Origin of the sequence: Streptomyces sp. NPDC088553, assembly GCF_044752965.1 — a bacterium.
Classification (GTDB): Bacteria; Actinomycetota; Actinomycetes; order Streptomycetales; family Streptomycetaceae; genus Streptomyces.
In genome coordinates, this window is record NZ_JBIVMG010000001.1 from 831,703 (window position 1) to 858,161 (window position 26,459).

Below are 26,459 nucleotides of genomic sequence, written 5' to 3' on the forward strand. Positions count from 1 at the left end.
GGCACCCGCGCCACACTCATGGTCAACACCCGCTCGATACTCCACGGTTGTCGGTGCCGACAAGAAGGTCTGTCATCGCATCCATAGCCACGAGGCGACTCCGGCATCCATGATCGGCAGTCCGTTCGCGCCGTCAATGGTGATCGATCCCACGCGGAAGACCGAGATGAGCAACCTCGCCACCAACCTGCTGAACACGGCAAGCCAATACCCGTGCCATCCCGCCGTGCGCTGGAACCAGCGGTCATGGACGTACGCGGATCTGGAGGAACACAGCTCACATGTCGGCGGCGGCCTCCTCGCCCACGGCGTCCGGCCCGGAGATCGGGTGGCCATTGTGGTGAACGACGTCCCGGCTTTCGCCGCTCTGTACTACGGCGCCCTCCGCATCGGAGCAGTGGCGACCCTCCTCGACCCGGCCCTCGGCCCGGAGACGATCCGTCACCGCATCGAGGCGACTGGTGCACATGTCGTCTTCGCGACAGAGGAGGTGTACGGGCCGCTTGCCCCCGTCGTCGCGTCGAATGGCCTCTGCGTCCCCGTGGGGCCCTCCTTCATGGACCAGGTCGTGTTCTGGCCGCGCTGCCCGACGCCCGTGCGCCGCCAAGGCGACGAGCCCGCGGTCGTGCTGTGGCCGTCGGCCGGGCCCGCCGGAGGCGGGGACGCGCGGTCTCTGGAGTTGGGCCATCAGACTCTCCGAACGGCCGCCTTCCGCGCCGCCAGCGACATCCTCGTCCTGTCGCCGGACGACACCCTGGTGACGACCACGTCGATCCACGGCCTCGTCGGCCAGACGTGTGGGCTGAACGCCACGGTCCTCGCCGGAGCCGGTTTCGTCCAGGTCGATTCCGCCGACTCCCATGGCGTGCGCATGGAGGTTCATCGATCGCGACGACGAATGGGCGTGACCGCGTCGGCCGCCATCCCCAGCGGTGGCAAGGGCAGCCCCGGAAGGGGGCGTCGGCGGCGCGGCCCAGCGAACGTGCCGCAACGAGCCGGCAGCGTCGCCGGCTGAACGCGGAGAAGGCCGGATCAAAGACGATCGCCCGCTATAGGCCACGCCCATGAACTCCCCATGGGGGACAACGGCCCCCAACCAACCTGACAGGGCTGCTTCTTGAGAGCCGGATAGATGACATCGTCCCTGCACGCGTGGACGACCACGAGAGCAGCTGGGACGCCACTGTCCTGGGCGTGGGAGTGCAACACCGACGTCACAAGCGCCAGCCCCTTGACAGAGATCGACCGGAATCATCCGTATCCAGCTCAACGGCGCCCCACCTGAGTGGCGTCATGACAATGCTGGAACGGCCGCAGCTTCGGCCAATGGCGCCGCAGAAAGCCGCTTGCGCTTCGAAACACCACAGCTCGACATACCGCACACACTGTGCCGTCCAGTCTGACCACGAGGCAAAGCGTGACGTGCTGGCTGAACAAAACTCAGGTGCGGCCGGTCGCCGTGATGGTGTGGGATGCGGGGCATGACGATCGTTCTGAACGAGCCCGGCGTCGATGGGCTGACCGGGGTCGTGGATGCCCTCCGCGCATGGCAGGACGACCGCACGCCGCTGCAACTCCATCCGGGAGACCTCGGCTGGGCCTGGGCGCTGGGCGCGGAGAGGCTGGCCGCGGCCGTCCGCACCTGGAGCGTGGACGGTCGGATCATTGCCGTCGGGTACCTGGACGACCCTGATCTGCTACGTCTGACGACCGCGCCGGATCTGCGGCAGGACGGTGGTCTGGCGCGTCGGCTGCTGGCAGACCTCGACGATCCGGAGCGCGGGGTCCTGCCGCCCGGGAAGGTCGGCCTCGAAATCCCCAGCGGCGCCCTGATCCGGGAGGTCCTCTTGGAGGCGGGCTGGATTCCGGACGAGCCATGGACGCCGCTGCGCCGCGACCTTGACCAGCCGGTGAAGGACTCCGGCCTGCGGATCGAAGTAGCCGGCCCGGAGACGGCGGGGGTGCGGACCGCAGTGCATCGCTCGGCGTTCGGCAGCCCGGCGTTCACCGAGGAGATCTGGCACGTCCTCGCGGCGGGGCCGGTCTATGCCGACGCCCGGTGCCTGATCGGCTACGACGACCAGGACAACGCGGTGGCCGCGGCGACGGTCTGGTCTGCCGGGCCCGGCAAGCCCGGCCTGCTGGAGCCGGCGGGCGTGCACGCCGACCATCGCGGTCGCGGCTACGGGACGGCAATCAGCCTCGCCGCCGCGGCGGCGCTGCGTGAACTGGGCGCATCAAGCGCACTCGTCAGCACCCCGTCCTCGAACGCCGCCGCCGTCGCCGCCTACAAGGCAGCCGGCTACGAGCCGTCGTCCGAACGGCTGGACGTCAGCCGCGCCGCCTGAAAATGATCAGGCGACGATACCGGACAAGCCGCGTCGCTGACCCTGGCTGGGCCCGGACGCCCTCTGAGTACATAGGGCGGGCTGGGGTTCGATGATGGTCGGATGATTCGTCGCGGTGGATTGACCGATGCGCCCGGCTCTGCGTTCGGCGGCGGACGTTGAGCGGGTCCAGGGTGCCGAATCCGCTGGGCGCCCGGTTGCCGTGGGCGTCGCGCTGTCGACGTCGCAGTCGGTCAGCCCGCCGTCCACGGGCGGAGCTTGTCGGGGTTGCGCACCGCCCAGATGTGCGTGATCCGGTCCTCCGTGACGTCGAACGCGTACACGGCCACGGTGACACCTTCGTGTTCGATCACCAGGCCGGCCCGGCCGTTGACCGTGCGCTCCAGGACCGTCAGGCCGTCGGAGGCCCGGACGGCGAGGTCGGTGAGGTAGCGCGCGATCCCTTCGCCGCCCTCGATCGGGTGGAGCGCGGCGGCGACCACGCCGCCGCCGTCCGCCGTGAACGTCGCGCCGGGGGCGAGGAGTCTGACGAGGGCGTTGATGTCCTGCGCGTCCCAAGCCTGCTTGAAGTCTTTGACGAGGAGCGCCTGGTGGGCTGCCGGCGCCGCAGGGGGCTGGGAGGCGCGGACGCGACGCCGGGCGGAAGAGGCCAGTTCACGGCAGGCCGCCGGGGTGCGGCCGGTGATCCCGGCGACCTCGGCGAACGGGTAACCGAAGACGTCGTGCAGGATGAGCGCGACGCGCTGGGCCGGGGTCATGGATTCGAGGGCGACGAGAAACGCCATGCTCACCGACTCGTCGAGTGTGACGCGGTCGGCCGGGTCCGAAGAATGGGTCGCGGCGGTGCCGGGGCGCCCGCTGATCCAGTCGGTCCGCTCAGGCAGCGGCTCTGGGATCCATTCGCCCACGTAACGCTCGCGCCGGACCCGGGCCGAGCCGAGGAGGTCCAGGCATACGCGGGTGGCGACCGTCGTCAGCCAGGCGCCAGGGGACTCGATGGCGTCCTGCTGCTGTCGGGACATGGCGTACCAGCGGGTGTAGGTCTCCTGGACCACGTCCTCGGCCTCGGCCAGGGAACCGAGGAGCCGGTAGGCGAGACTGGTCAGCCGCCGCCGCTCGCTGATGATCGCGTCCAAGCCCGCGTCGGACTCGTCGTGCCGTGACTTCGCGTGATCGGTCATGGTTCCGGTGGCTCCCTGATCTCGGATCGTTGCTCGGCGGTCCGACGAGACAGCACGTCCGATTGTCAGGTCTTCGGCTCTTCCTGACGTTCCGCCGGGTCGTGTCGTCGTACTGCTCGGAGACGCCACCGGCCCGGATTTCCCGGGCAGGACACCTCAGGAGACAGCGATGACAAGGATCGGAATACTCGTCGGCAGTACCCGTCCCGGCCGCAAGGGCGACCAGGTCGCCCGGTGGGTCCACGAGCGTGCGGCCCGCCGCGGCGACGCCGTGTTCGAGGTGATCGACCTGCTCGACCACCCGCTGCCGCACCTGGACGAGCCGCTGCCCGCGCGCGCCGGGCGCTACCAGCACGAGCACACCCGCACATGGGCTGACACCATCGCCCGCTTCGACGGATTCGTCATGGTCACCCCCGAGTACAACGCCTCCATCCCCGGCGTGCTCAAGAACGCGATCGACTACCTGTACGCGGAGTGGACCCACAAGGCCGTTGGGTTCGTCTCCTACGGCGCCGGCGGCGGCGCCCATGCGGCCCGTCAGCTGCGGGCACTGTGTGAGCTCCTCCAGATGGGTGCGGTGACCCCGCAGGTCTCGCTGTCCCTGCACACCGACTTCGAGGACGACGCGACACTCAAGCCGGGCGCCCACCACACCGGCGCCCTCGAAACACTGCTGGATCACGTCGTCGCCCGGAGCACGGAAGGGCGGACAGCCACCCCCACACAGCGAGAGACGGACGAAGCCGTGATCCGCCGGCACATCGGCGGGATCGTCGACGCGATCCAGGCCAAGGACCTCGACGGTCTGAGGCGGCTCTACTCGGCGGACGTCGTGTCCTTCGACATCGATCCGCCGCTGCAGCACGTGGGGATCGACGAGAAACTCAAGAACTGGGCGAACGTGTTCACGTTCTTCCAGGAGGTGACCTACGAGGTGCGCGACCTGGTGCCCACGGTGGGCGAAGAGGTGGCGTTCACCCACGGCTTCGGCCGGCTCAGCGGCACGCTGCCCGACGGGACGGCGGCGGGCGGCATGTGGGTCCGGGTGACCTTCTGCTTCCGGAAGATCGACGGCGAATGGCTGATCACGCACGACCAGGTCTCCGTGCCGCTGGACATCCTGGGCGGCAAGGGGGTCGTCGATCTCGAACCGTAACGTCATCATCCTGAGCTGCCTCAGCAGCCGGCGAGGACGTGGTCGCGGACATGCGTGGGGACCTTGCCCCCAGGAACCGGGCCTTGCTCGCGGCCGTCCTTCAACAGCGACCCGCACACCGTCGGCGGCGGCCTTCCCGCCAAAGCCACCGTCGCCACCGCGGAGGGCAAGGAACGTGGGGGCGCGCGTGGCGCGGATCTCCTCGTCGGGGAGGTCCTCCACGAGGAAGCGGTGCCGCTCCTCGGCCCGCGTGGTCACGCGGGCCGGCGCGTCCTTGCCGGCGGGCGTCGGTGTCAGCAGGGGCGAGGACCGGTGGTCCGGATTCACCGTGGGGTCGACCGGTCCGAGCGCCACGAGGCCGTTGGCCACGCGCTGATGACGTGGGCTTTCAGTCAGCACGGAAGCCAGCACCGCACCGCCAGATCACCCCGGAGCAGGGCAACAAAGACAGCCGCTCCCACAGCGCTTCCGGGCCCTCTTGAAGGCCCGCGGGGGGCTGCCATGGCGGCTGAGCGCACTCGTCCACCTCGAACTGTGGTGTCCCACCACATACGCCCCTGACCTGCCGCTTCCTACGGTGTGGCGACACCGAATCGTCCCCGTACTTGCCTGGAAGTGGTGCACATGGCCGCCGCAACAACCTCCCCGACGCCACCCGGTTCGCTCAAGCGGATCGTCGCCGCCAGTCTCATCGGCACCACCATCGAGTGGTACGACTTCTTCCTGTACGGGTCCGCCGCCGCGCTCGTGTTCAACAAGCTGTTCTTCCCCGACTCCGACCCGCTCGTCGGGACCCTGCTGTCCTTCCTGACGTACGCGGTCGGGTTCGCCGCGCGGCCCCTCGGGGCGCTGGTGTTCGGGCACTACGGCGACCGGCTCGGGCGGAAGAAGCTGCTGGTGCTCAGCCTGCTCCTGATGGGTGGGGCCACCTTCGCCATCGGACTGCTGCCGACCCACGCGACCGTCGGCTCCGCCGCCCCGGTGCTGCTCACCGTGCTGCGGCTCGTGCAGGGGTTCGCGCTCGGTGGCGAGTGGGGCGGGGCCGTCCTGCTGGTGTCCGAGCACGGGGACGCCAAGCGGCGCGGGTTCTGGGCCTCGTGGCCGCAGACCGGTGCCCCGGCCGGCCAGCTGCTCGCGACCGGTGTGCTGTCCGCGCTGACGGCGCTGCTCTCCGACGCCGCCTTCGCCTCGTGGGGCTGGCGCATCCCCTTCCTGCTCTCAGGTGTGCTCGTGGTCGTCGGCCTCTGGATCCGGCTCTCCGTCGACGAGTCGCCCGTCTTCAAGGCGGCCCTCGCCGCCGCCGAGGAGCGCAAGGCCGTCGCCGGTCATGTCGAGAAGATGCCGCTGGTCGCCGTCCTGCGGCACCACTGGCGGGACGTGCTGATCGCGATGGGCGCCCGCATGGCGGAGAACATCTCGTACTACGTGATCACCGCGTTCATCCTGGTCTACGCGACCACCGAGGTCGGTCTCTCCAAGCAGACCGCGCTGAACGCCGTTCTCATCGGCTCCGCCGTCCACTTCGCCGTGATCCCGCTCTGGGGCGCGCTCTCCGACCGCCTCGGCCGCCGTCCCGTGTACCTGATCGGCGCGATCGGTGTCGGCGCCTGGATGTTCCCGTTCTTCACGCTCATCGACCGGGGCACCTTCGGCTCCCTGCTGCTCGCCGTGACGGTCGGCCTGGTCCTCCACGGGGCGATGTACGCGCCGCAGGCCGCCTTCTTCTCCGAGATGTTCGCGACCCGGATGCGGTACTCCGGTGCCTCCATCGGCGCCCAGTTCTCCTCCGTGGCCGCCGGCGCCCCCGCCCCGCTCATCGCGACCGCGCTCCTCGCCGACTACGGCGACTCGACCCCGATCGCCCTGTACGTGATCGCCGCCGCGCTGCTCACCGTGGTCGCCATCGCCTGCGCCAAGGAGACCCGCGACCGTGACCTGGGGGAGGTCGAGGAGCGGACCGCCGCCGATGCCAAGGTCGGCGCCGACGCCTGAGTCCCTGGAGCCCCGTTCCAGGACATCCTTGAGAGGCCCGGTGCCCCGCTCGTGACGAGCGGGGCACCGGGCCTTTCTCAGGTGCGCGTGACCGCGTCCGCCAGTGCGTGCAGGCGCAGCGCCAGCTGGATCTCCAGGGCGCGGGCCGGGGACTGCCAGTCCGGGCCGAGGAGGCGGCCGACCCGTTCCAGGCGCTGGGCCACCGTGTTGACGTGGACGTGGAGTTCGTCCTTGGTCCGGGCCGGGCTCATGCCGCTCGCGAAGTAGGCGTCCATGGTGCGGATCAGGTCCGTGCCCCGGCGCCGGTCGTACGCGACGACCTGGCCCACCGTCCGGTCGACGAAGCCGTCGATGTCCCGGCTGTCGGCGAGCAGCAGGCCGAGGAAGCCGAGGTCCTCGGCCGCGGCGCCCTGGCCGGAGCGGTGCAGGAGCCGCAGCGCGTCGAGGCAGCGGCGGGCCTCCTCGTACGCGACGGCGACCTGGTCCGGGTGGTCCAGGGGCGCCCGTACGGGAGCGGAGGCGCCCACGGTGACGGGCTCGCGCAGGGTGCCGCCGAGGCTGCGCGCGGTCTGCCGGGCGAGGTCGGCGGCGCTCTCGCCGGGGCCGAGGGGCAGCAGCAGGACGGTTCCGCCGTCGCGGGCCGAGGCGAGTCCGTGGCGGGTGGCGGCCAGGTGGGTGGCCGCCGACCAGAGGCGTTGGCGGTCGGCGCTCTCGCGGCCGCCGGCGTCCGGATCGGCGGTGCCGCCGGCCCGGTCGATCCGCGCGGCGAGCACGACGTGCGGGGCGTCGCTGTCGGTACGGAGCCGGGCGGCGCGCTCCTTGAGCAGCCTGCGGTCGCGGTCGGGTGCGTCGAGGAGGTCGTCGAGGAGTTCGCCCCGTACCCGCTGCTCGGCCTCGCCGGCGGAGCGGCGGGCGAGCAGGAGGAGGGAGGTGACGAGCGCGGCGCGTTCCAGGGTGCGCTGGTCGACCGGGTCGAGGTCGGGCTGGCCGTGCAGCACGAGGGCGCCCAGGGTCTCGCCGCCGGCCGAGACGGCGGCGACCCAGTCGTCGCCCTCGCGGACGGCGTGGCCCCCGGCGCGGCGGGCGGTTCCGGCGCCCTCCTCGGTGAACTCGACGGTTCCGCCGAGGACCTCGGAGACGGCGTGGGCCACGTCGTGGACGCCGCCGCCGTGCAGGACGAGCTCGGAGAGCCGGTCGTGGACCTCCGAGGCGCGCTCTATGACGCCGCTGTGCTCACGGATGATGTCGTTGGCGCGCTCCAGTTCGGCGAGGGCCGAGCGGGTCTCCGCGAGGAGGTTGGCGGTGTCGATGGCGACGGCGGCGTGCGCGGCGAAGGAGCCGAGCAGCGCGACCTGTTCGCGTTCGAAGACCCTGGCCCGTCGGTCGGCGGCGAAGAGGACGCCGATGACCTGGCTGCCGAGGCTGAGCGGGACGCCCAGGATGGCGACGAGGCCCTCGTCCCGTACGGCCGTGTCGATGGTCCGGGTGTGCTGGAAGCGCGCGTCGTCGAAGTAGTCGTCGGTGACGTACGGGCGGGCCGTCTGGGCGACGAGGCCGCCGAGTCCCTCCCCCATGCCCAGTCTGAGCTGCTGGAAGCGGGCGGAGACCGAACCCTCGGTGACCCGCATGTACGTGTCGCCGGCAGCGGGGTCGTTGAGGCTCAGATAGGCGCACTCCGTGCCGAGGAGCGATCGCGCGCGCTGGACGATGGCGCGCAGCACCGCGTCGAGGTCACGGAGTCCCGCGAGGTCGTGGGCGGTGGCGAAGAGCGCGGACAGCTCCGCCTCGCGGCGCCGCCGCCCCTCCAGCTCGGCCCGGACCCGCAGGGCGAGCTGCTTGGCCTCTTCGAGTTCGGCCAGCGCCTCGGGGCCCGCGCCGCTCGCACGGGCGAGCAGCACGGGCCGGTCGTAGGCCTCCGTCGCGGCTCCCCTGGTGAGGAGTTCGAGGTAGGAGACGTGTTCGTGGGACATGGACACAGGGATACCTGCCGAACGTGTGGTCGCACCACCCCTGTGGACAACCTTCACGGGGAAGCAGGGACACCAGGGGCGCCGGGGGCAGGGGCCCCGGGGGCGCCAGGGGCGGGTCCCCGGGGGACCCAGGGGCAGGGGCCTCGACGGCGTCCTTCAGTGGGCGGTCCAGCCGCCGTCGAGCGTGAGGGAGGTGCCGGTGATGAACGAGGCCTGGGGAGCGCAGAGATAGAGCACGGCCTCGGCGACCTCGTCCGGCTCGATGAGCCGCTTCAGCGCCGAGTCCTTCAGCAGGACCTCGGACAGGACGCGCTCCGGCGGAATGCCGTGGGCGGCGGCCTGGTCGGCGATCTGCCGCTCGACGAGCGGGGTGCGTACATAGCCGGGGTTGACGCAGTTGGAGGTGACCCCGTGCGGGGCGCCTTCGAGGGCGGCGGTCTTGGAGAGGCCCTCCAGGCCGTGTTTGGCGGCCACGTACGCGGACTTGAAGGCGGAGGCGCGCAGCCCGTGGACGGAGGAGATGTTGACGATCCGGCCCCACCCCTGCGCGTACATGTGCGGCAGGGCGCCCCGGATCAGCCGGAAGGGCGCTTCCAGCATGACCGTGAGCACGGTGTGGAAGACGTCCGGCGGGAACTCCTCGATGGGGCGGACGAGCTGGAGTCCGGCGTTGTTGACGAGGATGTCGGCGCCGTCGGCGGCCGCCTCCGCGGCGTCCAGGTCGGTGAGGTCGAGCAGCCGGGGTTCGAGGCTCCCGGGGAGCTCGGCGGCCTCCTCGGCCAGGGTCTCCAGGCCTTCGGCCGCCCGGTCGACGGCTCTGACCCGGGCCCCCGAGGCGGCGAGCCGCAGCGCGCAGGCGCGCCCGATGCCGCCGGCCGCGCCGGTGACGAGCGCGGTGCGGCCGGTCAGATCGAGGACGACGGCACGGGGCCGGGGTGCGGCGGCGGGCGAACCGAGGTCCGGTACGGCACCGAGTGGGGCGGTGATGGGGGCGCTCATGCTCCGCACCCTATGAAGCGTCCGCTCCCCCACCGATGTGTGTCGCGCCCATAGTTCAGCTGTTCGCTGTGGTGCGGAACCATGTCGGTTGGTCGGCCAAAGCCTTCTCGATCCGCAGCAGCGAGAAGCGCTTCATCTCCGGCAGGTCGTCCACGTCGAACCAGCCGACCTCGATGGACTCGTCGTCGTTGACCCTCGCCTCGCCGCCCACCGCGCGGCAGCGGAAGGAGACGTCCAGGAACTGGCACTGGTCGCCGTTGGGGTAGACGACGGGCTTGCGAAGGGTCTCGACGAGCACGATCCGCTCGACCTCGCAGTGCACGGCCGTCTCCTCGAAGACCTCGCGCACCGCGCAGTCGGCGGGCTGCTCCCCGGGCTCGACGATGCCCCCGATGACCGCCCAGCGTCCGTTGTCGGCGCGCCGGCCGAGCAGCACCCTGCCCCGGTCGTCGAAGACGACGGCGCTCACTCCGGGCAGGAAGAGGAGCTGGTGGCCGGCTGTCTCGCGCAGGGCCCGGATGAAGTCAGGGGTAGCCATGCACCGACCCTAGATCATCCGCCGGCCGCCCCACTCGGACGCCGGTCCCGCACCGCTCGGACGCCGGTCCCGCTCTACTCCGCCCCGGTGCGCCGGGCCCGTACCGATCGGAAGGCCGACCAGCCCAGACCGGCGGCCGCGAGCGCCACGAGGAGGGCCTCCGGCAGGGTGCCCATCCGGGTCGCCGGGGTCAGCGAGGAGCGCAGCGGCACCTTCTCGACCAGGACGTCCGGGGTGAACATCTTCGTCTCCGCGACGATCTCGCCGTCGGGGCGGATGACCGCGCTGACCCCGCTGGTGACGGGCACGACCACCGACCGGCTGTGCTCGACGGCCCGCACCCGCGACATCGCGAGCTGCTGGTAGGTCATCTCGCTGCGGCCGAAGGTGGCGTTGTTGCTGGGGACGCTGATGAGCTGGGCGCCATGGGTGACCGTGTCGCGCACGGCCCAGTCGAAGGCCGCCTCGTAACAGGTGGCGAGGCCGACCTTCGTACCGGCCAGGTCGAAGACCCCGACCTTCGTACCGGCGCCGAAGTCCCGGCTCACCCGGTCGACGTTGCTGTTGAAGACACGCACGAAGGACCGCATCGGGATGTACTCGCCGAAGGGCTGGACGTGCCGCTTGTCGTAGGTGGCGACGGGGCCGCTGTCCGGGTCCCACTGGATGAGGGTGTTGCGGAGCTTGCCGGTCTCGGGGGCGATGACCGCGCCGATCACGGTCGGCACGCCGATCGCGCGGACGGCGCCGTCGATGACGTCGGCCGCGTCGGCGTTCGCGTACGGGTCGATGTCCGAGGAGTTCTCGGGCCACAGCACGAAGTCGGGCTGCGGCGCACGGCCGGCCCTGACGTCCGCGGCGAGTTCGCGGGTGCGGGCGACGTGGTTGTCGAGGACGGCCCGGCGCTGGGAGTTGAAGTCGAGGCCGAGGCGGGGCACGTTGCCCTGGACGGCGGCGACGGTGGCCGTGCCGTCCTCGGCCGAGTCGTCGACGAGCGGCAGCGCCGCGAGGGCGCCGGTGACCGGGACGAGCACGGCGAGCGCGGCGGCCACGAGCGGGCCGCGCGGGAGGCTGCGGGGGCGGGCGCCGGTGGTCGCTCCGAGCCCGGTGCCGGTACGGGAGGCGGGCGCGCGGTCGGAGCCGACGGCGCCGGCCTCGGTGCCGGTGGCGGTGTCGGTGGCCACGTCGGTGCCCGTGTCCCCGTCGCGGACCGTGCCGGCCGCCGTCCCCGCGGCCCGGCGGGCCTGGATCTGGCGGTACGTCTCGTACAGGCCGAAGCCGCAGAGGGCGACGGCGAATCCGAGCACCGGCGTGCCGCCCACGGCGGCCAGCGGCAGGAAGATCCCGTCCGCCTGGCCGAAGGCGATCTTCCCCCACGGGAAGCCGCCGAAGGGCACGCGCGCGCGTGCCGCCTCCGCGAGGATCCACACCCCGGCGGCGAAGAACGGCCACCACGGGAGCCGGGAGACCGCCGCGATGCCGAGGCCGGCGAGGGCCACGAACAGCGCCTCGATGGCGGCCAGGGCGAGCCAGGGTCCCGGGCCGACCTCCTCGCCGGTCCAGATGAGGAGCGGCAGCAGGAAGCCGAGCCCGGCGAGGTATCCGAGGCCGAATCCGGCGCGGAGCCGGCGGCCGCGCAGGCTCCAGCCGAGCAGGGCGAAGGCGGGCAGCGCGAGCCACCACAGGGGGCGCGGCGGGAAGCTCAGGTAGAGCAGGAGCCCGGACAGCAGAGCCGCCCCGGGCCGTACGAACCGCCGCAGCGGGGAAGCAGGCGTGGGGGCGGTGTCGGCTGCGGACGCGTCGACGGGGCTGATGGTGGCGCTCACCTTGCGGAGTCTACGGGTCGTTCCTGTCGGCGGAGGCGGGCGGGCGGACCGGGCGTGGGGCCCGGCGAGGCGCCTCGGCCCACGAGGTCACGCCGGTTTCCGGTGCTCATCCGGCTCCTGCCGCTCCCGCCTTCCGGTCACACCGGGCGGCCGGTCGGGGCGGGTGGCGCGGGCGGGGCCACGTCGCGGAGACGGTCGCGGATGACGCGGACGGCGGACTCGGCGTCGTCGACGGTGACGGTGAACGTCCGGCCGTCGCCGAGGCGCAGGATCAGGCCCTCGCCGCGCCGGACGACCACGGCCGTGCCCTTCTCGGGGCGCCAGCGGTAGCCCCAGCCGCCCCAGTGGCGCGGGTCGACGCTCGGCTCGAAGTCGGCGCCGACGACATGGGAGAGGGGGATGCGGCGGCGCGGCACGCCGATGTGGCCGCAGCGGACCTCCATGCAGTCGTCGTCGACCTTCACGGCCACGTGGACGAAGGCGAGCGTGCCGAAGAGGACGAGCAGTCCGGCGGCGACGCAGCCGATCACGGCCATCAGGAGGGGCGCGATGCCCGAGGTCCAGGCCGACTCGACGGCGAGGGTGATGCCGAGGGCCATGCAGGCGGCACCGGCGGCCGCCGGGACCCACTGGAAGCGGTTGGTGGCGCGGCCGGTCCAGACGGCGGGCGTCCGCTCGTCGGCGTACTGATTCCGGGCATCGTCCCTCATATCGGGAAGAGTACCCAGGTTCGTCCGGAACAGCGCGACGGAACGAGGTGCTCCACGCACGCTCGGTGAGCGGCCCCGCGGGGAGCGGAGGGAGGCTCCGGCGCTCGGCGCCTGCGACGCCACTCAGCGGGCGGCGGCGACGCCCCCTCGCTCAGTGGGCGGGGGCGATCGCCGCGAGGAGCCGGCCCTCGGCGTAGCCGAGGGCCGTGGCGGGGAGCTGGCCGGGGCGGCCGCTGAGCAGGACGGAGAGGCTGCCGGTGGGGTCCGCGTCGGGAGCGGGTTCGGCTCCGACGCGGCGCAGCGCCTGCGCCGCGACGGCGTCGGCGGAGCCGTGGAAGACGAGCGGAGGCAGTCCGGCGCGACCGCGGGCGTCGAGGGCGGCGAGGATGCGGTCCTCGACCATCTCGTAGTGGGTGCAGCCGAGGACGACGGTACGGACGTCGCGGGGGGTGAGCGCGGCGGCGGCGGCGACCGCGCGGTCCACGGCGTCGGGGTCGGCGTGCTCCACGGCGTCGGCGAGTCCGGGGCAGGGCACCTCGGTGACCTCGGCGCCGCCGGCGAAGTCGTGGATGAGTCCGCGCTGGTAGGCGCTGCCCGTGGTGGCCGGGGTGGCCCAGATGGCGACCTTGCCGCCACCGGCGGCCGCGGGCTTGATCGCGGGCACGGTGCCGATGACGGCGATGTCCGGTTCGAGGGCGGCGCGGATGGCGGGCAGGGCGTGCACGGTGGCGGTGTTGCAGGCCACGATCAGCACCTGCGGGCGGTGCTCGGCCGCGGCGAGCGCGACGGCCAGGGCGCGCCCCGTGAGGTCCTCGGGGGTACGCGGTCCCCAGGGCATTCCGTCAGGGTCGTTCGAGAGGAGGAGGTCGGCGTCCGGCCGGAGTCGCCGCACCGCGGCCGCTGCCGGGAGGAGGCCGATTCCGGAATCCATGAGCGCGATCTTCACCCGGTCACCCTAGCCGATGGGCGTTCTGGGGCCCGCGTTCTGGGGCAGACTGCCGCGAATGAGCACTCTCGCCTGGTTCGCGCTCGTCTCCCTGGCCGTCTGGGTCTGGCTGCTGTTCGGCCAGGGCTTCTTCTGGCGTACCGACCAGCGGCTGCCGTCTGCCTCCCGGGAACATGGGGGAGGCCCGCGCGTGGAGCCGGACCGGTGGCCCCGTGTGGCCGTGGTCGTGCCGGCGCGGGACGAGGCCGAGGTGCTGCCGCTGAGTCTGCCGTCGCTGCTCGCGCAGGACTATCCGGGCGTCGCCGAGGTGATCCTGGTGGACGACGGGAGTACGGACGGCACGGGCCGGCTGGCCGCCGACCTCGCCGCTCGCCATGGCGGGCTGCCGCTGACCGTGATGTCACCGGGCGAGCCGGAGCCGGGCTGGACGGGGAAGCTCTGGGCGCTGCGGCACGGCATGGCGCTGGCACGCACGCGGGGACCCGGGTTCCTGCTCCTGACGGACGCGGACATCGCCCATGAGCCGGACAGTCTCCGGCTCCTGGTGTCGGCCGCGGAGGCGAACGGGCTCGATCTGGTCTCGCAGATGGCCCGGCTCCGGGTGGAGAGCCTCTGGGAGCGTCTCGTGGTGCCGGCGTTCGTCTACTTCTTCGCGCAGCTCTATCCCTTCCGCTGGATCAACCGGCCGCGTCCCCTGGCGACGGCAGCCGCGGGTGGCTGTGTGCTGCTGAGGACGGAGACGGCGGTGGCGGCGGACGTGCCGGAGGCGATCCGGCAGGCGGTGATCGACGACGTGTCGCTGGCTCGGGCCGTGCGGCGGGCCGGTGGCCGGATCTGGCTGGGGCTCGCGGAGCGGGTCGACAGCGTGCGTCCCTATCCGGGGCTCGGCGATCTGTGGCGGATGGTCGCCCGCAGCGCGTACGCGCAACTGCGGCACAGTCCGCCGCTGCTCCTGGGGACGGTGGCGGGTCTCGTCCTCGTCTATCTGGTGCCGCCGATGGCCCTGTTCGCGGGTGCGGTGCGCGGGGACGGGGCGGCGGCCTGGGCGGGTGGCGCGGCGTGGGCGGTGATGGCGGGGACGTACGTGCCGATGCTCCGTTACTACCGGCAGCCGCTGTGGCTCGCTCCGCTGCTGCCCCTCACCGCGTTCCTCTATCTCCTGATGACGGTGGACTCGGCGGTCCGGCACTACCGGGGGGTCGGTGCGGCGTGGAAGGGCCGGACGTACGCGCGGCCGGAGGCGGCACCGGACCGGTGCCGCGACATCGCGCCGGGCGAGTGAGCGTGACGCCGCTTCAGATGAGCGCGCCCCCTTCTTCACGGAAATAGTTTTCCCGACACGGGGAGTAGCGCCGTCAATTCGGCGTGTACACATCGCCCCGGAGATCCGGGGATTGACGCTTAAGCATGCCCATGATCACTCCCCGCACCCCTTCCGGGCACCTTTTCTTTATGCGTTCTTCATGCCCGGGGGCACGCGACCGGCCCGGGGCGCCCGACCCGCCGGTAACCCCCTCCGAACTCGGCTTTTACATGATCTTGGCACGTTCCGCCGCCCGTTTTTGGCACGTTCGCTCGGATTGGGGATCCACTTCTTCACGAAGCCCGTCAAACAACCCTCTAATCAGGCTCCCCAACCAGCACATCGTGGGCTTAACTTATGTGCCATGACCTCCCCCCGCTCCACCTATGGAGGCGGTTACCACACCGCGCCGTCCTTCCCGGACACCCCGATCTACGACTCCCTGGTCGCGGAGCGGGGCACGCCTCAGATCGCCCCGATCCGAGTGCCCGCCGCCTACGACACCGGCAGCAGCTTCCCGGCCACCGGCAGCAGCTTCCCCTCCAGCGGTTCCTACCTGCCGGCGCTCCCCGCGGCACTGCCCGCCCTCCCGGCGGCGCCCAGCCCGCAGCCCTCCTACGGCAACGGCTACGGATACCCGCAGCCCACGCCGCAGGTGGCCCCCGTGCCCCTGCAGCACGCCCCCGCCCCGTACATCCCGCAGCAGCAGGTGGCCCCGCGCGGCTACCAGGGCGGCCAGTACGCGCAGCCGCCCCGTCCCGCCCCCGCGGGCTACGAGGCGATGCGTCCGGCGGCACCCCGGCCCGCCCCCGCGCCGGTCCCCGCCCCGATGCAGTACGACGACCCGTACAACCGTCCCTACCAGGGCGGAGGCTACTGACCGGCTTTCACCCACCGGACGGCGCCGGGTCCGGAGCGGCTGGCAGGATGACCGCATGCCGACTCCTCTGCTCCGTTCCGTCCACGTCCATCCGGTGAAGGCCATGCGTGCGCTGGCCCCCGCGGAGGCCGAGGTGCAGCCCTGGGGGCTGGCCGGAGACCGTCGCTGGGCCGTCGTCGACGCGGCCGGCAAGGTCGTGACCCAACGCCGTCACCCCCGGATGGCGTTGGCCACGGCGGAGCCGCTGCCGGGCGGCGGGGTCACCCTGTCCGCGCCCGGTCACCCCCCGCTGACCGTCGAGGTACCGCACCCCTCGTCCACGGTCACGGTGGAGATCTTCGACAAGCCGGTGGAGGCCGTGCCGGCCGGTGCCGAGGCGGTCGGCTGGCTCTCGGCGTACCTGGAGGGCGAGTTCCGGCTCGTCCACATGGACGCGCCCGAGCACCGGCGTCCGGTCGACCCGGACTACGCGCTGCCCGGCGAGACGGTGAGCTTCGCGGACGGCTATCCGCTGCTCGTCACCACCACGTCGTCGCTCGACGCCCTCAACTCCCTGATCGCACAGGGGGACCACGCCCATGAGGGCCCGCTTCCGATGAACCGGTTCCGGCCGAACCTGGTGATCGAGGGCACCGCTCCCTGGGCGGAGGACGGCTGGACGCGCCTCGCCGTCGGAGAGGTCACCTTCCGGGTCGCGCGGCCGTGCGGACGCTGTGTCGTCACCACGACGAACCAGTTCACCGCCGAGCGCGGCAAGGAACCGCTGCGGACCCTGGCCCGGCACCGCAAGAGCGACGGCCGGGTCATCTTCGGCCAGAACCTCGTCCCCGAGCACACCGGCACCGTCCGGGTCGGCGACGAGGTGAAGATCCTGGACTGAGCGCCGGCCCGCGCCCCTTCCGGCAGACCGAAACGACAGGACCGGGACGAAGGCCGGGACGGAGGCCGGGACAAGGGCCGCGACGAGGAGCCGGGACGAGGGGACCCCCGTCACACTTCACCGGCCCGACGGGCGGGGAAACCACCTCCGGGGCACACTCGTTGAAGGAGCTGTGAACAACGAGGGGGTTCCCACGTGCGCGCTGCCATCGGACTCTGGCGCTGGCGGCACAATCCCCTGCGCCGGACCACGGATCTCGTCGAGGCCTGGGTCGCCTTCGTGGCGGTCGCGCTGCTCTGTCTCCTCGTACCCCTGACCGGCTGGGCCGCCGGCACCTCCGCCCACGGCTCGCTCCAGCGCGCGGTCCGCACCCAGCAGGAACAGCGCGTGCCGACGACGGCCCGGGTGCTCAGGCACGCCGACCTGCCCGCGGGCGGCCCGAGGACCGCCGAGGCGACCGGCGAGGAGCGTCTGCGCCGCTCCGTCGTGGCCGAGTGGACAGCACCCGACGGCTCGCCCCGGACGGGAACGGTGACGACCGCCCGGCGGACCTCGGCCCCGGGCGCCACCTTCCGCCTCTGGACCGACCGGTACGGACACCCCGTGGCTCCGCCGATGCACGCGGACACCGCCCGCGCCCACGCGATCGTCGCCGGTCTGACGGCCGCTCTCCTCGCGGGACTCATGGTCGAGATCGTCCGCCGCCTCGCCGTACGCCGACTGGTGCTGACGCGGTACGCACACCTCGACCGCGCGTGGGCGGCGACCGGTCCGGACTGGGGCCGCACGGGGACCGGCAGCTGACCCACGGTCGAAGCTCGGCCGGACCGGGGGGCGGGATCCGGCGTCCGACCCGCTTCCGCCCGATTCCGGCCCCCTTGCGACCGCCTGACGACCCTCTTGCGACGGCCTCCGGCGGCGCCACCGCGCGACCGAGCCCGACCGACCTCGACCATCGGCGACCGTCCCCTGACCGGGCGTGACATACGTCCGGCGCCCACCCCGCCGCGGGTACCCGTGCACGTCCACGACCCGTCAACCCCGTGCCCTCGCGCGCGCTACGGTGGGGCATCGGATCAGCGGCGAGGCATGAGGCGGGGGCAGGACACACCCATGGCACAGGGCACGGTCCAGGTGACGCACACCGGCACATCGCGGTGGCGGCGCCGCACGGGTGAGTACCCCTCGCTCGCCGCCGCACTCGAGGCGGCCGGGGACGGGGACGTGCTCACCATCGCTCCCGGCACCTACCGGGAGAACCTGGTGGTGCGGCGGGCCGTCACCCTGCGCGGCCCCGAGGGCTCCATCGGCTCGGTGCGGATCGCACCGCCGGACGGGGTGCCGCTGACGCTGCGGGCCTCCGTCACCGTCCAGGACCTCCACATCGAGGGGCAGGACGTCGCCGCACCGGCGCTGCTCGTCGAGGACGGCACCCCCGAGCTGCTCGACCTGCGGATCATGACCCGCTCGGCGGCCGGGATAGAGGTGCGGGGCGCGGCCAGGCCGACGGTCCGCCGCTGCACCGTCGACAATCCCGCCGGGGTCGGCATCGCCGTGGTCGACGGCGCGGGCGGGGTGTTCGAGGAGTGCGAGGTGGTCTCCGCGGGGCAGGCGGGCATCTCGGTGCGGGGCGGCGCGCATCCCCGGCTCGAACGCTGCCGGGTGCACCACGCCTCCGGCGCCGGGATCGCCGTGACCGGTGAGGGCAGCGGACTCGAAGGCGTCGGCTGCGAGGTGTACGAGATCAAGGGCGCGGGTCTCCAGATCGCGGCCCGTGCGACCGCCCATCTCAGCGACTCCTCGGTGCACCGCACCTCGGGCGACGGCATCACGCTCGACACCGACGCGGTGCTCACGCTCTCCGACTGCGACATCCACGACGTCCCGGAGAACGCCGTCGACCTGCGCTCGCGCTCGGTCCTCACGCTGACCCGGTCGACCGTCCGCCGTTTCGGCCGCAACGGCCTGTCGGTGTGGGACCCGGGGACCCGGGTGGACGCCAACCAGTGCGAGATCCACGACAGTACGGGCGACTACCCGGCGGTGTGGGTGAGCGACGGGGCGACCGCCGTCCTCGACGCCTGCCGGGTGCACGACGTGCCGGACGCGCTGTTCGTCCTTGACCGGGGTTCGCGGGTGGACGTCGTCGACAGCGATCTGTCGCAGGTGCGGAACACGGCGGTGTCGGTCAGCGACGGGGCGACCGCCCAGCTCGACGACTGCCGGATCCGGGAGGCGTCGACGGGCGCCTGGTTCCGGGACCACGGCAGCGGCGGCACGCTCGGCGGCTGCACGATCGACTCCGTGCAGACCGGGGTCATCGTCACCAAGGGCGCCGACCCCACGATCGACCGGTGCACGGTCACCTCGCCCGCGGAGGCCGGCTTCTACGTGTCGGCGGAGGGCCGCGGCTCCTTCACCGGCTGCCGGGTCACGGGCAGCGGCGGGTACGGGTTCCACGTCACCGACGGCTGCCGGACCACCCTGCGCAAGTGCCGTACGGAGCGCTGCGCGCGCGGCGGTTACGAGTTCCCGGAGGAGGGGGCGAGCGCCGAGGACTGCACCAGTGACGAGAGCGCGGTCCGGTCCTCCGTGCCCGACGGCGGGACGGTCCTGACGGCGACCCAGTCGGGCGGACTGCTCGGCACGGTGCCCGCGCCGCGTGTCCCGGCCGCCGTACCGGTCCCGGACGTTCCGGCGGTGGACGCCCGTTCCTCGCAGGACGTGCTCGGGGAGCTGGACGCCCTGGTGGGTCTGGAGAGCGTCAAGCTGGAGGTGCGGACCCTCACCAACATGATCGAGGTGGGGCGCAGGCGTCAGGAGGCGGGGCTCAAGGCCGCCTCGGTCCGCCGCCATCTGGTCTTCACGGGCAACCCGGGCACGGGCAAGACGACGGTGGCCCGGCTGTACGGCGAGATCCTGGCCTCGCTCGGGGTCCTGGAGCGCGGCCATCTGGTCGAGGTCTCCCGGGTGGACCTGGTCGGCGAGCACATCGGCTCGACGGCGATCCGCACCCAGGAGGCCTTCGACCGGGCGCGCGGCGGGGTGCTGTTCGTCGACGAGGCGTACGCCCTGTCGCCGGAGGACTCGGGCCGGGACTTCGGCCGTGAGGCGATCGACACGCTGGTGAAGCTGATGGAGGACCACCGGGACGCGGTGGTGGTCATCGTCGCGGGCTACACGGCGGAGATGGAGCGCTTCCTCACGGTCAACCCCGGTGTGGCGTCCCGTTTCTCACGGACCATCACCTTCGGCGACTACGAGCCGGACGAGCTGCTCCGGATCGTGGGGCAGCAGGCGGACGAGCACGAGTACCGGCTCGCCCCGGGCACGGACGAGGCGCTGCTCGGGTACTTCACGAAGCTGCCCAAGGGGCCGGCCTTCGGCAACGGGCGTACGGCTCGGCAGACGTTCGAGTCGATGGTGGAGCGGCACGCGGGCCGGGTCTCCGCGCTCACCGAGGCGAGCACGGACGACCTGACGCTGCTCTACCCGGAGGATCTTCCCGAACTCCCTTGATCCGCCGTGTCGTTCGGCTCGCGCTGATGGGGTACGGCGGGCGGGAGCCGGTCCAGGAGGGCGCCACGCCGGTGGGCGAACGCCGGGTCGGCCTGGTAATCGGAGTGGCCCAGGATCGGCTCGGGCAGCGGGTGGGCGCGGGTGCGGCCGTAGGCGACGGGGTCGAGCAGGACCGCCGCGTCGACGGCGGGTCTGCCGCCCTCGGCGGGGACACGGACGGGTCCGCCGATGGGGTCGGTGGCGCGGTACAGATTGCTCCAGCAGTGGACCGTACGGTTCAGGGCGCGCAGCGCCTCCGGGCCGAAGTAGGCCGGGAACCAGCGTCCGTAGAGCCGCTCCAGGGGTGACCCGTACGTGAGGAGCGCGACCCGGCCGCGGGTGGCGGGCGGGAGCTGCCAGACGGCGGCCGCGGCGAGCACACTGCCCTGCGAGTGTCCCGAGATCACGAGCCGGCCGCCGGTGCCGCGGGTCCAGGAGCTCATCCGCCAGGTCAGGTCGGGGACCGCCCGTTCGGCGTAGCAGGGCGGGGCGAACGGGTGGGCGGCGCGCGGCCAGAACGTACCGACGTCCCAGAGGATGCCGATGGTGCGGCGGGCGGAGGCGTCCCGGTAGGCGCGGCGGCCCCAGGTGACGAAGAGCAGAAAGCCGAAGCCGATCATCCAGGAGCCGATGGCCTGGGTGACGGTGGCCAGGGAGGCGATCGCCGGGTGGGCTCCGTCGAAGGCCCGGCCGGGGACGTTTCCGCTGGCCCAGGCGCCGGCGACGGAGCCCGCCCCGAGGAGCAGGGTGGCTCCGGAGACGACGCCGACGAGGACGGGCGCGGAGTCGGTGAGCGACGCCCGCGCCCGGCCGGCCGCGATCTGGCCGCTACGGACGGGGTCGGGTTCGCCGGCGGCGTCGTAGTCGGCCTCGACCCGGGCGCGCAGCCGGCGTCCGGCGAGCACGGTCCGCACGGCGAGGAGGGCGGCGGGCACGAGCAGCAGCAGGAGCAGGACGGGGATGACGGACGCCTGCCAGCTGAGCAGCACGGGCGGGCTGATCCGGGGGCCTCCGTCGCCCATGCCGGGGGTGGCGGGCCCGTCGAGCCAGTCGGCGACCCGCTGGGCGACACCACCGGACATCACTCCGGCGAGGGCGCAGGCGAGCATGGCGACGGCGGGTCCGCCGAGGCCGCGCAACGCGGTGCGGGCGTCCCGGCGGGGCCGCTGGAGGAGCACGGCGACGACGCCGAGGGCGACGACGAGGCCGCCCTGGGCGAGGGTGAGTCCGCCGAATGCGGCATTGCCGGGCAGGGCTCCGCCGGAGGTCCAGCCGGGGCGGGACCAGCAGGCGTAGAGGGCGCTGAGCGCGAGCACGGCGAGCGAGACGCCGGGCAGCCAGGACACGAGGGCGCGTTCGACGCGCAGGTCGAGGCGGCGCTCGCTGCGGCCGCGGCGGCAGACGACCCAGAGGACGAGCACCGCGAGGGCGGCGACGGCGGCCTGGAGGAGCCGGCCGAGGAAGGCGCCGGCGCCCGGGGTGGTGGCGTCGTGCCGGGCGGCGGCCGTGGCGAGGGCGGCGGCGACGGTGAGGAATCCGGCGGCGGTGTGGGCGGCCCTGAGGCGGGCGACGAGCCGGCGGCCGTACCAGAAGCCGGGGCGGCCGAGGGCGGGCCGCGGCTCGACGGGGCCGGGACCGTCGTCCCCCCGGTCGGCGCTCTCCGTGTCGGCGGCCCCCTCCGTGACCGGAGCCGGCCCCGTGGCGGCCCGTGGTGCCGCGACGGGATCGTCGTATCCGGTGGGCGGGCGCTGGGCCTCGTACGCGCTCCACGTCCGGTTCGACAGGTACCAGAGGAGGCCGACCAGCAGGGTCGGCACCAGAGCGGCGAGAGCGAGGCGGCGGCCGGGCACGGACCACCAGCCGCCGCGCGCCTCGGAGAGGAAACCGAGCCAGGAGTACGCGTCGGTGCAGGCGGCGCTCGCGGCGCACTGCCAGGCCGTCAGGTCGAGGGCGACCTCGCAGGCCGCGGCGGTGAGCAGCACGGTGAGGGTGAGGGCCACCAGCCGGACGAGGACCCCGTACGTCCGGACGAGCCCCGGCCTGCCGTGGGCGGGCGGGCGCATCCAGTGCGCGAGATTGACGACCATGAACGGCAGGAGCAGCAGCCACAGGGCGCGGGCGCCGTCGCCCGAGGTCAGATTGGACCAGACGTACGCCTCCGGGACCGGACGGGCCGCGTACCGCTCCGGGTGGTCCTCGGCGTCGACGTCCTCGGCCCGCCGGTGCATGGCGGCGGTCCGGTCGCCGGTGATCCGTACGGTCCTCGGGTCGTCGAGCATGTCCTGGGGGGTGGCTCCGCCGACTCCGTGGACGAGGAGTTCGAGCGCCGCGCCGCCGCTCTCCGGAGCGGGTGTGGCAGGGGACACTGAGGGGACTTCCTCTCAGGGTGGGAAGATGCGACGTCGGCACCAGGATCGCGGACAGTGGTGCGCCCGCGCACCGTTCCTCACCGAATCCGACACCCATCCCCTTGTCTCCTGCGGAAGGACCGGCCCCGGCGGTGACTGACAACCAGAACCTCCTCGCGGAGCAGCGGCGTGCCCTGATCCTCGACGAGGTACGGCGGCGCGGCGGTGTACGGGTCAACGAGCTGACCCGGCGCCTCAGCGTCTCGGACATGACGATCCGTCGCGACCTCGACGCGCTGGCCCGGCAGGGCATGCTCGCGAAGGTGCACGGCGGGGCCGTTCCGGTCGTCGAGGCGAGCACCCACGAGCCGGGCTTCGAGGCCAAGTCGGTGCTCGAACCGAGCGCCAAGGACGAGATCGCCCGGACGGCGGCGGCGATGGTCGCGCCGGGCAGCGCGATCGCCCTGTCCGGCGGCACGACGACGTACGCCCTGGCCCGGCATCTGCTCGACGTGCCGGACCTGACCGTGGTGACGAACTCCGTCCGGGTCGCGGACGTGTTCCACGAGGCCCAACTGGCGGGCATCGGTGGCGAGTCGCGGCGCGGGGCGGCAACGGTCGTCCTGACGGGCGGGGTGCGCACGCCGTCCGACGCCCTGGTCGGGCCGGTGGCGGACCGGGCGGTCCGCTCGCTCCACTTCGACCTGCTGTTCCTCGGGCTGCACGGCATCTCGGTGGAGGCGGGTCTTTCGACGCCGAACCTGGCGGAGGCCGAGACGAACGGGTGCCTGATGCGGTCGGCGCGCCGGGTCGTCGCGGTCGCCGACCACACCAAGTGGGGGACGGTGGGCCTGAGTTCGTTCGCCGGCCTGGACGAGGTGGACACCTGGGTGACGGACCGGGGCCTGCCCGAGGACGTACGGGCCGAAGTGGCGGAGCATCTGCCGGGGCTCGTGGTGGCGGGCGAGGAGCAGGCGTGACCCTCTTCCGGGTCGAGCGGACCGTGTCGGCGGCGCCGGACGTGGTGTGGCGGCGGCTCACGGACTGGCCGGCCCACGGCCGGCAGGTGCCGCTGACCCGGACGAGGGTGCTGACGCCGGGGCCGAACCGCGCCGGGACCCGCTTCACGGCCCGTACCGGCGTCGGCCGGCTGTCGTTCGACGACCCGATGGAGGTCGTCGTCTGGGAACCGCCGGAGGCGGGGGCGGGCCGGTCGGGCGTCTGCCGTCTGGAGAAGTCCGGGCGGGTCGTGCGGGGATGGGCGCTCGTCGAGGTGACAGAGACGCCGGGCGGCGGAAGCCGGGTGGTGTGGACGGAGGAACTGTCGGTACGGGGCCTGCCGCGGGCCTTCGACCCGGCGCTCGGGTGGGCGGGACGGGCCCTGTTCGGCCGGGCGGTGGACGGGCTGCTGCGGGACGACTGACCCCGCTGCGGGGCCTCCGCCTGCTGCACCCCTCCGTCCCTCCCCCAGACTCCGTCCGGGGGCCCCAGGGGCGGCGCCCACCCGCCCCCACCCCGTTGTGGGCATGCGTCCCGCTGGGGCGTCCACGGGCGGGGCGGGCACCGGCCGGGCAGGCGGGGTGGGCGGGGTGGGCCCCTGGGCTATTGACAGTTCGTCAGCTATGGTGCTGCATCCGCTCGCGTCCCACCCCGGGAGGGTTCATGGCACGCCGACTGAGGCCGGTGGAGCTCGACTTCACCGCGTCCGCACCCGTCCGTCTGGTCTTCACGGCGACGCTCGCCGCCCCGCCGCCGACCGTCTACCGGTCCCTCGCCGTGGAGGTGGGGAGCCTGCCCGCCTGGTTCACCGCCGTCTCCTCCGCGGTCCCGTCGGGCGACGGAGCGGGCCGGACGGTCCGCCTCCGGGGCGGGATCGTCTTCGAGGAGACGATCCTCGCCGCCGAGCCCGACGCCCGATACGCCTACCGCGTCGACTCGACCAACGCCCCCGGCATGGCGGCCCTCGCCGAGGAGTGGACCCTCTCCCCCGTCGGCAAGGGGACCCGGCTGCGGTGGACGATGGCCGCCGACGGCGCCGCGCCGTTCCGGCTGGCACTGCGCCTGGCGGGGCCGGGCGTGGGGCTGTCCTTCAGGGACGCCGCGCGCCGGCTCGACCGGCGGCTCACTCCGGCCAGGCCCCCGTCGCCAGGAACCGTTCGATAGCGGCGCTGTACGGGCCGATGTCCAGGCCCTGGGCGGCCAGCCAGTCGTCGGAGTAGTACTTGTCCAGGTAGCGCTCGCCCCCGTCGCAGATCAGGGTGACGACACTGCCGGTCCGCTCATGGGCGACCATCTCGGCGATGATCTTGAAGGCGCTCCACAGCCCGGTTCCGGTGGAGCCGCCCGCCTTGCGGCCGATCGCCGCCTCCAGGGCGCGGACGGCGGCGACGCTCGCCGCGTCGGGCACCTTCATCATGCGGTCGACGGCTCCGGGCACGAAGCTCGGCTCCATCCGGGGACGGCCGATGCCCTCGATCCGCGAACCGCAGTCGGCGGTGGCGTGCGGGTCGTGGTGCGTCCAGCCGTCGAAGAAACAGGAGTTCTCCGGGTCGGCGACACAGATGCGGGTGTCGTGCTGCATGTAGTGGACGTAGCGGGCGATGGTCGCCGAGGTGCCGCCGGTGCCCGCGGTGGCCACGATCCAGGCCGGTTCCGGGTATCGCTCCAGCCTCAGCTGCTGGTACATCGACTCGGCGATGTTGTTGTTGCCGCGCCAGTCGGTGGCCCGCTCCGCGTAGGTGAACTGGTCCATGTAGTGACCGCCGGTGCGCTCGGCGAGCGCGGCGGCCTCCTCGTACATCGTGCGCGAGTCGTCGACGAAGTGGCACTGCCCGCCGTGGAATTCGATCAGCCGGCACTTCTCGGGGCTGGTCGTGCGGGGCATCACGGAGATGAAGGGGACGCCGATGAGCTTCGCGAAGTACGCCTCGGAGACGGCGGTCGAGCCGCTGGAGGCCTCGATGACGGGCTTGCCGGGCCGGATCCAGCCGTTGCAGAGGCCGTACAGGAAGAGGGAGCGGGCGAGGCGGTGCTTGAGGCTGCCGGTGGGGTGGGTGGACTCGTCCTTGAGGTAGAGGTCGATGCCCCACTTCTCGGGGAGCGGGAAGCGCAGCAGGTGCGTGTCGGCCGAGCGGTTGGCGTCGGCCTGGACCTTGCGGACGGCCTCCTTGAGCCAGGACCGGTACGCCGGGTCGGTGCGGTCGACGTCGACGGTCACCGCCGCGGCGGTGACACCGCTCTCCACACTGTTCTCGGTGGTGCTCATCCGCGCCTCTCCTCGATCACTTCCCAGGTACTCCCCCGCTGCCGACGATACCCCTCTCACCTGGGCAAACGTTTCCTTTGACTCTCCATAGGGATGACTTGAGGACGCCGTACGGAAGGGCCCCTGGTGCGGGCCGCGACGGCCCGGCACACTGGGAGGGCAACCGGACGAGAGGGGCGGATCGGTATGTCGGATCCCGAGTTCAGCGCCAGGGGCGTGCGGATCGCCCGCTGGCCGCGTTCACTGACACGCGCCGGCGAGGTGCGGATCGAGGACGGGCGGCTCGCCCTTCTCACGAGCTACGGCAGCGAGATCGACAGCGCGCCCGTGACGGCGGTCCGGGCGGGGCGCCCGTGGTTCGCGAAGCCCGACGAGGCGGTGGCCACCGTGAACGGCACGCGCTACCGGCTGACCCTGGACAAGGGCGGCGCGACCGGGGGCGACGACCGCGCCGCGGCGGAGGAGTCGGGACGGTTCCTGGCGGCGCTGAAGCGCGCGGCGGGGCGCCGCTGAGACGGACGGCGGGGCGCCGCTCAGGCGACTGCCCGGCGTGTCG

At 72.9% G+C, this 26,459-nt stretch carries 22 protein-coding genes; 13 read left to right on the plus strand and 9 right to left on the minus strand.

What is annotated here, in order from left to right; genetic code table 11:
• Positions 1-109: 109 nt before the first annotated feature.
• Both ACIP8Z_RS03645 and ACIP8Z_RS03650 read left to right on the plus strand, forming a co-directional pair.
• Positions 110-1,015, plus strand: coding sequence for an AMP-binding protein (locus tag ACIP8Z_RS03645; RefSeq protein ID WP_402078217.1), 906 nt, complete (start codon positions 110-112; stop codon positions 1,013-1,015).
• Between the two features lie 466 nt (positions 1,016-1,481).
• On the plus strand, positions 1,482-2,348 hold the full coding sequence (locus ACIP8Z_RS03650; RefSeq protein ID WP_402078220.1) for a GNAT family N-acetyltransferase: 867 nt from the start codon (positions 1,482-1,484) through the stop codon (positions 2,346-2,348).
• Between the two features lie 233 nt (positions 2,349-2,581).
• Here the strand turns inward: ACIP8Z_RS03650 and sigJ are convergent, their stop codons facing one another.
• On the minus strand, positions 2,582-3,529 hold the full coding sequence (gene sigJ, locus ACIP8Z_RS03655; RefSeq protein WP_402078223.1) for an RNA polymerase sigma factor SigJ: 948 nt from the start codon (positions 3,527-3,529) through the stop codon (positions 2,582-2,584).
• Between the two features lie 169 nt (positions 3,530-3,698).
• Between sigJ and ACIP8Z_RS03660 the strand changes: the two genes are divergently transcribed.
• Together ACIP8Z_RS03660 and ACIP8Z_RS03665 are read left to right on the plus strand one after the other, a co-directional pair.
• Positions 3,699-4,688 carry an NAD(P)H-dependent oxidoreductase gene (locus ACIP8Z_RS03660; RefSeq protein WP_402078226.1) on the plus strand — a complete coding sequence of 330 codons (990 nt, stop codon included), beginning with the start codon at positions 3,699-3,701 and terminating at the stop codon, positions 4,686-4,688.
• Positions 4,689-5,312: 624 nt separating this feature from the next.
• The gene (locus tag ACIP8Z_RS03665; RefSeq protein WP_402078228.1) at positions 5,313-6,680 is read left to right on the plus strand and encodes an MFS transporter; all 1,368 of its coding nucleotides are present in this window, start codon (positions 5,313-5,315) and stop codon (positions 6,678-6,680) included.
• Between the two features lie 77 nt (positions 6,681-6,757).
• Here the strand turns inward: ACIP8Z_RS03665 and ACIP8Z_RS03670 are convergent, their stop codons facing one another.
• The 6 genes from ACIP8Z_RS03670 to ACIP8Z_RS03695 all read right to left on the minus strand — a co-directional run bounded on the left by ACIP8Z_RS03670 (position 6,758) and on the right by ACIP8Z_RS03695 (position 13,669).
• Entirely contained in the window at positions 6,758-8,650 is a 1,893-nt protein-coding gene (locus ACIP8Z_RS03670) for a helix-turn-helix domain-containing protein (protein WP_402078231.1), read from the minus strand.
• 156 nt (positions 8,651-8,806) lie between these two features.
• Entirely contained in the window at positions 8,807-9,649 is an 843-nt protein-coding gene (locus ACIP8Z_RS03675) for a 3-hydroxybutyrate dehydrogenase (protein WP_319311915.1), read from the minus strand.
• Positions 9,650-9,704: 55 nt separating this feature from the next.
• Positions 9,705-10,187, minus strand: a complete 483-nt coding sequence (locus tag ACIP8Z_RS03680) for an NUDIX hydrolase (protein WP_402078234.1) — start codon at positions 10,185-10,187, stop codon at positions 9,705-9,707.
• Between the two features lie 74 nt (positions 10,188-10,261).
• Positions 10,262-12,013, minus strand: coding sequence for an apolipoprotein N-acyltransferase (gene lnt / locus ACIP8Z_RS03685; RefSeq protein ID WP_402078237.1), 1,752 nt, complete (start codon positions 12,011-12,013; stop codon positions 10,262-10,264).
• A gap of 137 nt (positions 12,014-12,150) precedes the next feature.
• A complete protein-coding gene (locus tag ACIP8Z_RS03690; protein ID WP_402078239.1) occupies positions 12,151-12,723 on the minus strand; it encodes a hypothetical protein in 573 nt (190 codons plus the stop codon).
• Between the two features lie 151 nt (positions 12,724-12,874).
• Positions 12,875-13,669 (minus strand): glutamate racemase, encoded by a 795-nt coding sequence (locus ACIP8Z_RS03695; RefSeq protein WP_402078242.1) that lies wholly within the window; start codon positions 13,667-13,669, stop codon positions 12,875-12,877.
• A 58-nt stretch (positions 13,670-13,727) separates the two neighbouring features.
• Here ACIP8Z_RS03695 and ACIP8Z_RS03700 point away from each other — a divergent pair, with 58 nt between their 5' ends.
• The 5 genes from ACIP8Z_RS03700 to ACIP8Z_RS03720 all read left to right on the plus strand — a co-directional run bounded on the left by ACIP8Z_RS03700 (position 13,728) and on the right by ACIP8Z_RS03720 (position 20,251).
• A complete protein-coding gene (locus ACIP8Z_RS03700; protein WP_402078244.1) occupies positions 13,728-14,951 on the plus strand; it encodes a glycosyltransferase in 1,224 nt (407 codons plus the stop codon).
• Positions 14,952-15,336: 385 nt separating this feature from the next.
• Entirely contained in the window at positions 15,337-15,852 is a 516-nt protein-coding gene (locus ACIP8Z_RS03705) for a DUF6643 family protein (RefSeq protein WP_402078246.1), read from the plus strand.
• A gap of 55 nt (positions 15,853-15,907) precedes the next feature.
• Positions 15,908-16,732, plus strand: coding sequence for an MOSC domain-containing protein (locus tag ACIP8Z_RS03710; protein ID WP_402078248.1), 825 nt, complete (start codon positions 15,908-15,910; stop codon positions 16,730-16,732).
• A 195-nt stretch (positions 16,733-16,927) separates the two neighbouring features.
• Positions 16,928-17,536: a hypothetical protein gene (locus ACIP8Z_RS03715; protein WP_402078250.1), complete on the plus strand. Its 609-nt coding sequence runs from the start codon at positions 16,928-16,930 to the stop codon at positions 17,534-17,536.
• A gap of 309 nt (positions 17,537-17,845) precedes the next feature.
• On the plus strand, positions 17,846-20,251 hold the full coding sequence (locus tag ACIP8Z_RS03720; RefSeq protein WP_402078253.1) for a right-handed parallel beta-helix repeat-containing protein: 2,406 nt from the start codon (positions 17,846-17,848) through the stop codon (positions 20,249-20,251).
• Here the strand turns inward: ACIP8Z_RS03720 and ACIP8Z_RS03725 are convergent.
• Positions 20,221-22,656 (minus strand): hypothetical protein, encoded by a 2,436-nt coding sequence (locus ACIP8Z_RS03725; protein WP_402078256.1) that lies wholly within the window; start codon positions 22,654-22,656, stop codon positions 20,221-20,223. The genes ACIP8Z_RS03720 and ACIP8Z_RS03725 overlap by 31 nt on opposite strands.
• Before the next feature lie 134 nt (positions 22,657-22,790).
• On the opposite strand from ACIP8Z_RS03725, the gene ACIP8Z_RS03730 reads away from it, so the two are divergent.
• The 3 genes from ACIP8Z_RS03730 (at position 22,791) to ACIP8Z_RS03740 (ending at position 24,801) form a co-directional block, all read left to right on the plus strand.
• Positions 22,791-23,618, plus strand: coding sequence for a DeoR/GlpR family DNA-binding transcription regulator (locus tag ACIP8Z_RS03730; RefSeq protein ID WP_402078259.1), 828 nt, complete (start codon positions 22,791-22,793; stop codon positions 23,616-23,618).
• The gene (locus ACIP8Z_RS03735; RefSeq protein WP_402078262.1) at positions 23,615-24,061 is read left to right on the plus strand and encodes an SRPBCC family protein; all 447 of its coding nucleotides are present in this window, start codon (positions 23,615-23,617) and stop codon (positions 24,059-24,061) included. The genes ACIP8Z_RS03730 and ACIP8Z_RS03735 overlap by 4 nt, the downstream gene beginning before the upstream one ends.
• Before the next feature lie 239 nt (positions 24,062-24,300).
• A complete protein-coding gene (locus ACIP8Z_RS03740; RefSeq protein ID WP_187623810.1) occupies positions 24,301-24,801 on the plus strand; it encodes an SRPBCC family protein in 501 nt (166 codons plus the stop codon).
• Here ACIP8Z_RS03740 and ACIP8Z_RS03745 read toward each other — a convergent pair.
• The gene (locus tag ACIP8Z_RS03745) at positions 24,761-25,903 is read right to left on the minus strand and encodes a PLP-dependent cysteine synthase family protein (protein ID WP_402078264.1); all 1,143 of its coding nucleotides are present in this window, start codon (positions 25,901-25,903) and stop codon (positions 24,761-24,763) included. The two genes, ACIP8Z_RS03740 and ACIP8Z_RS03745, sit on opposite strands and share 41 nt — an antisense overlap.
• 186 nt (positions 25,904-26,089) lie before the next feature.
• Here ACIP8Z_RS03745 and ACIP8Z_RS03750 point away from each other — a divergent pair, with 186 nt between their 5' ends.
• A complete protein-coding gene (locus ACIP8Z_RS03750; protein WP_402078267.1) occupies positions 26,090-26,416 on the plus strand; it encodes a hypothetical protein in 327 nt (108 codons plus the stop codon).
• Positions 26,417-26,459: the final 43 nt, after the last annotated feature.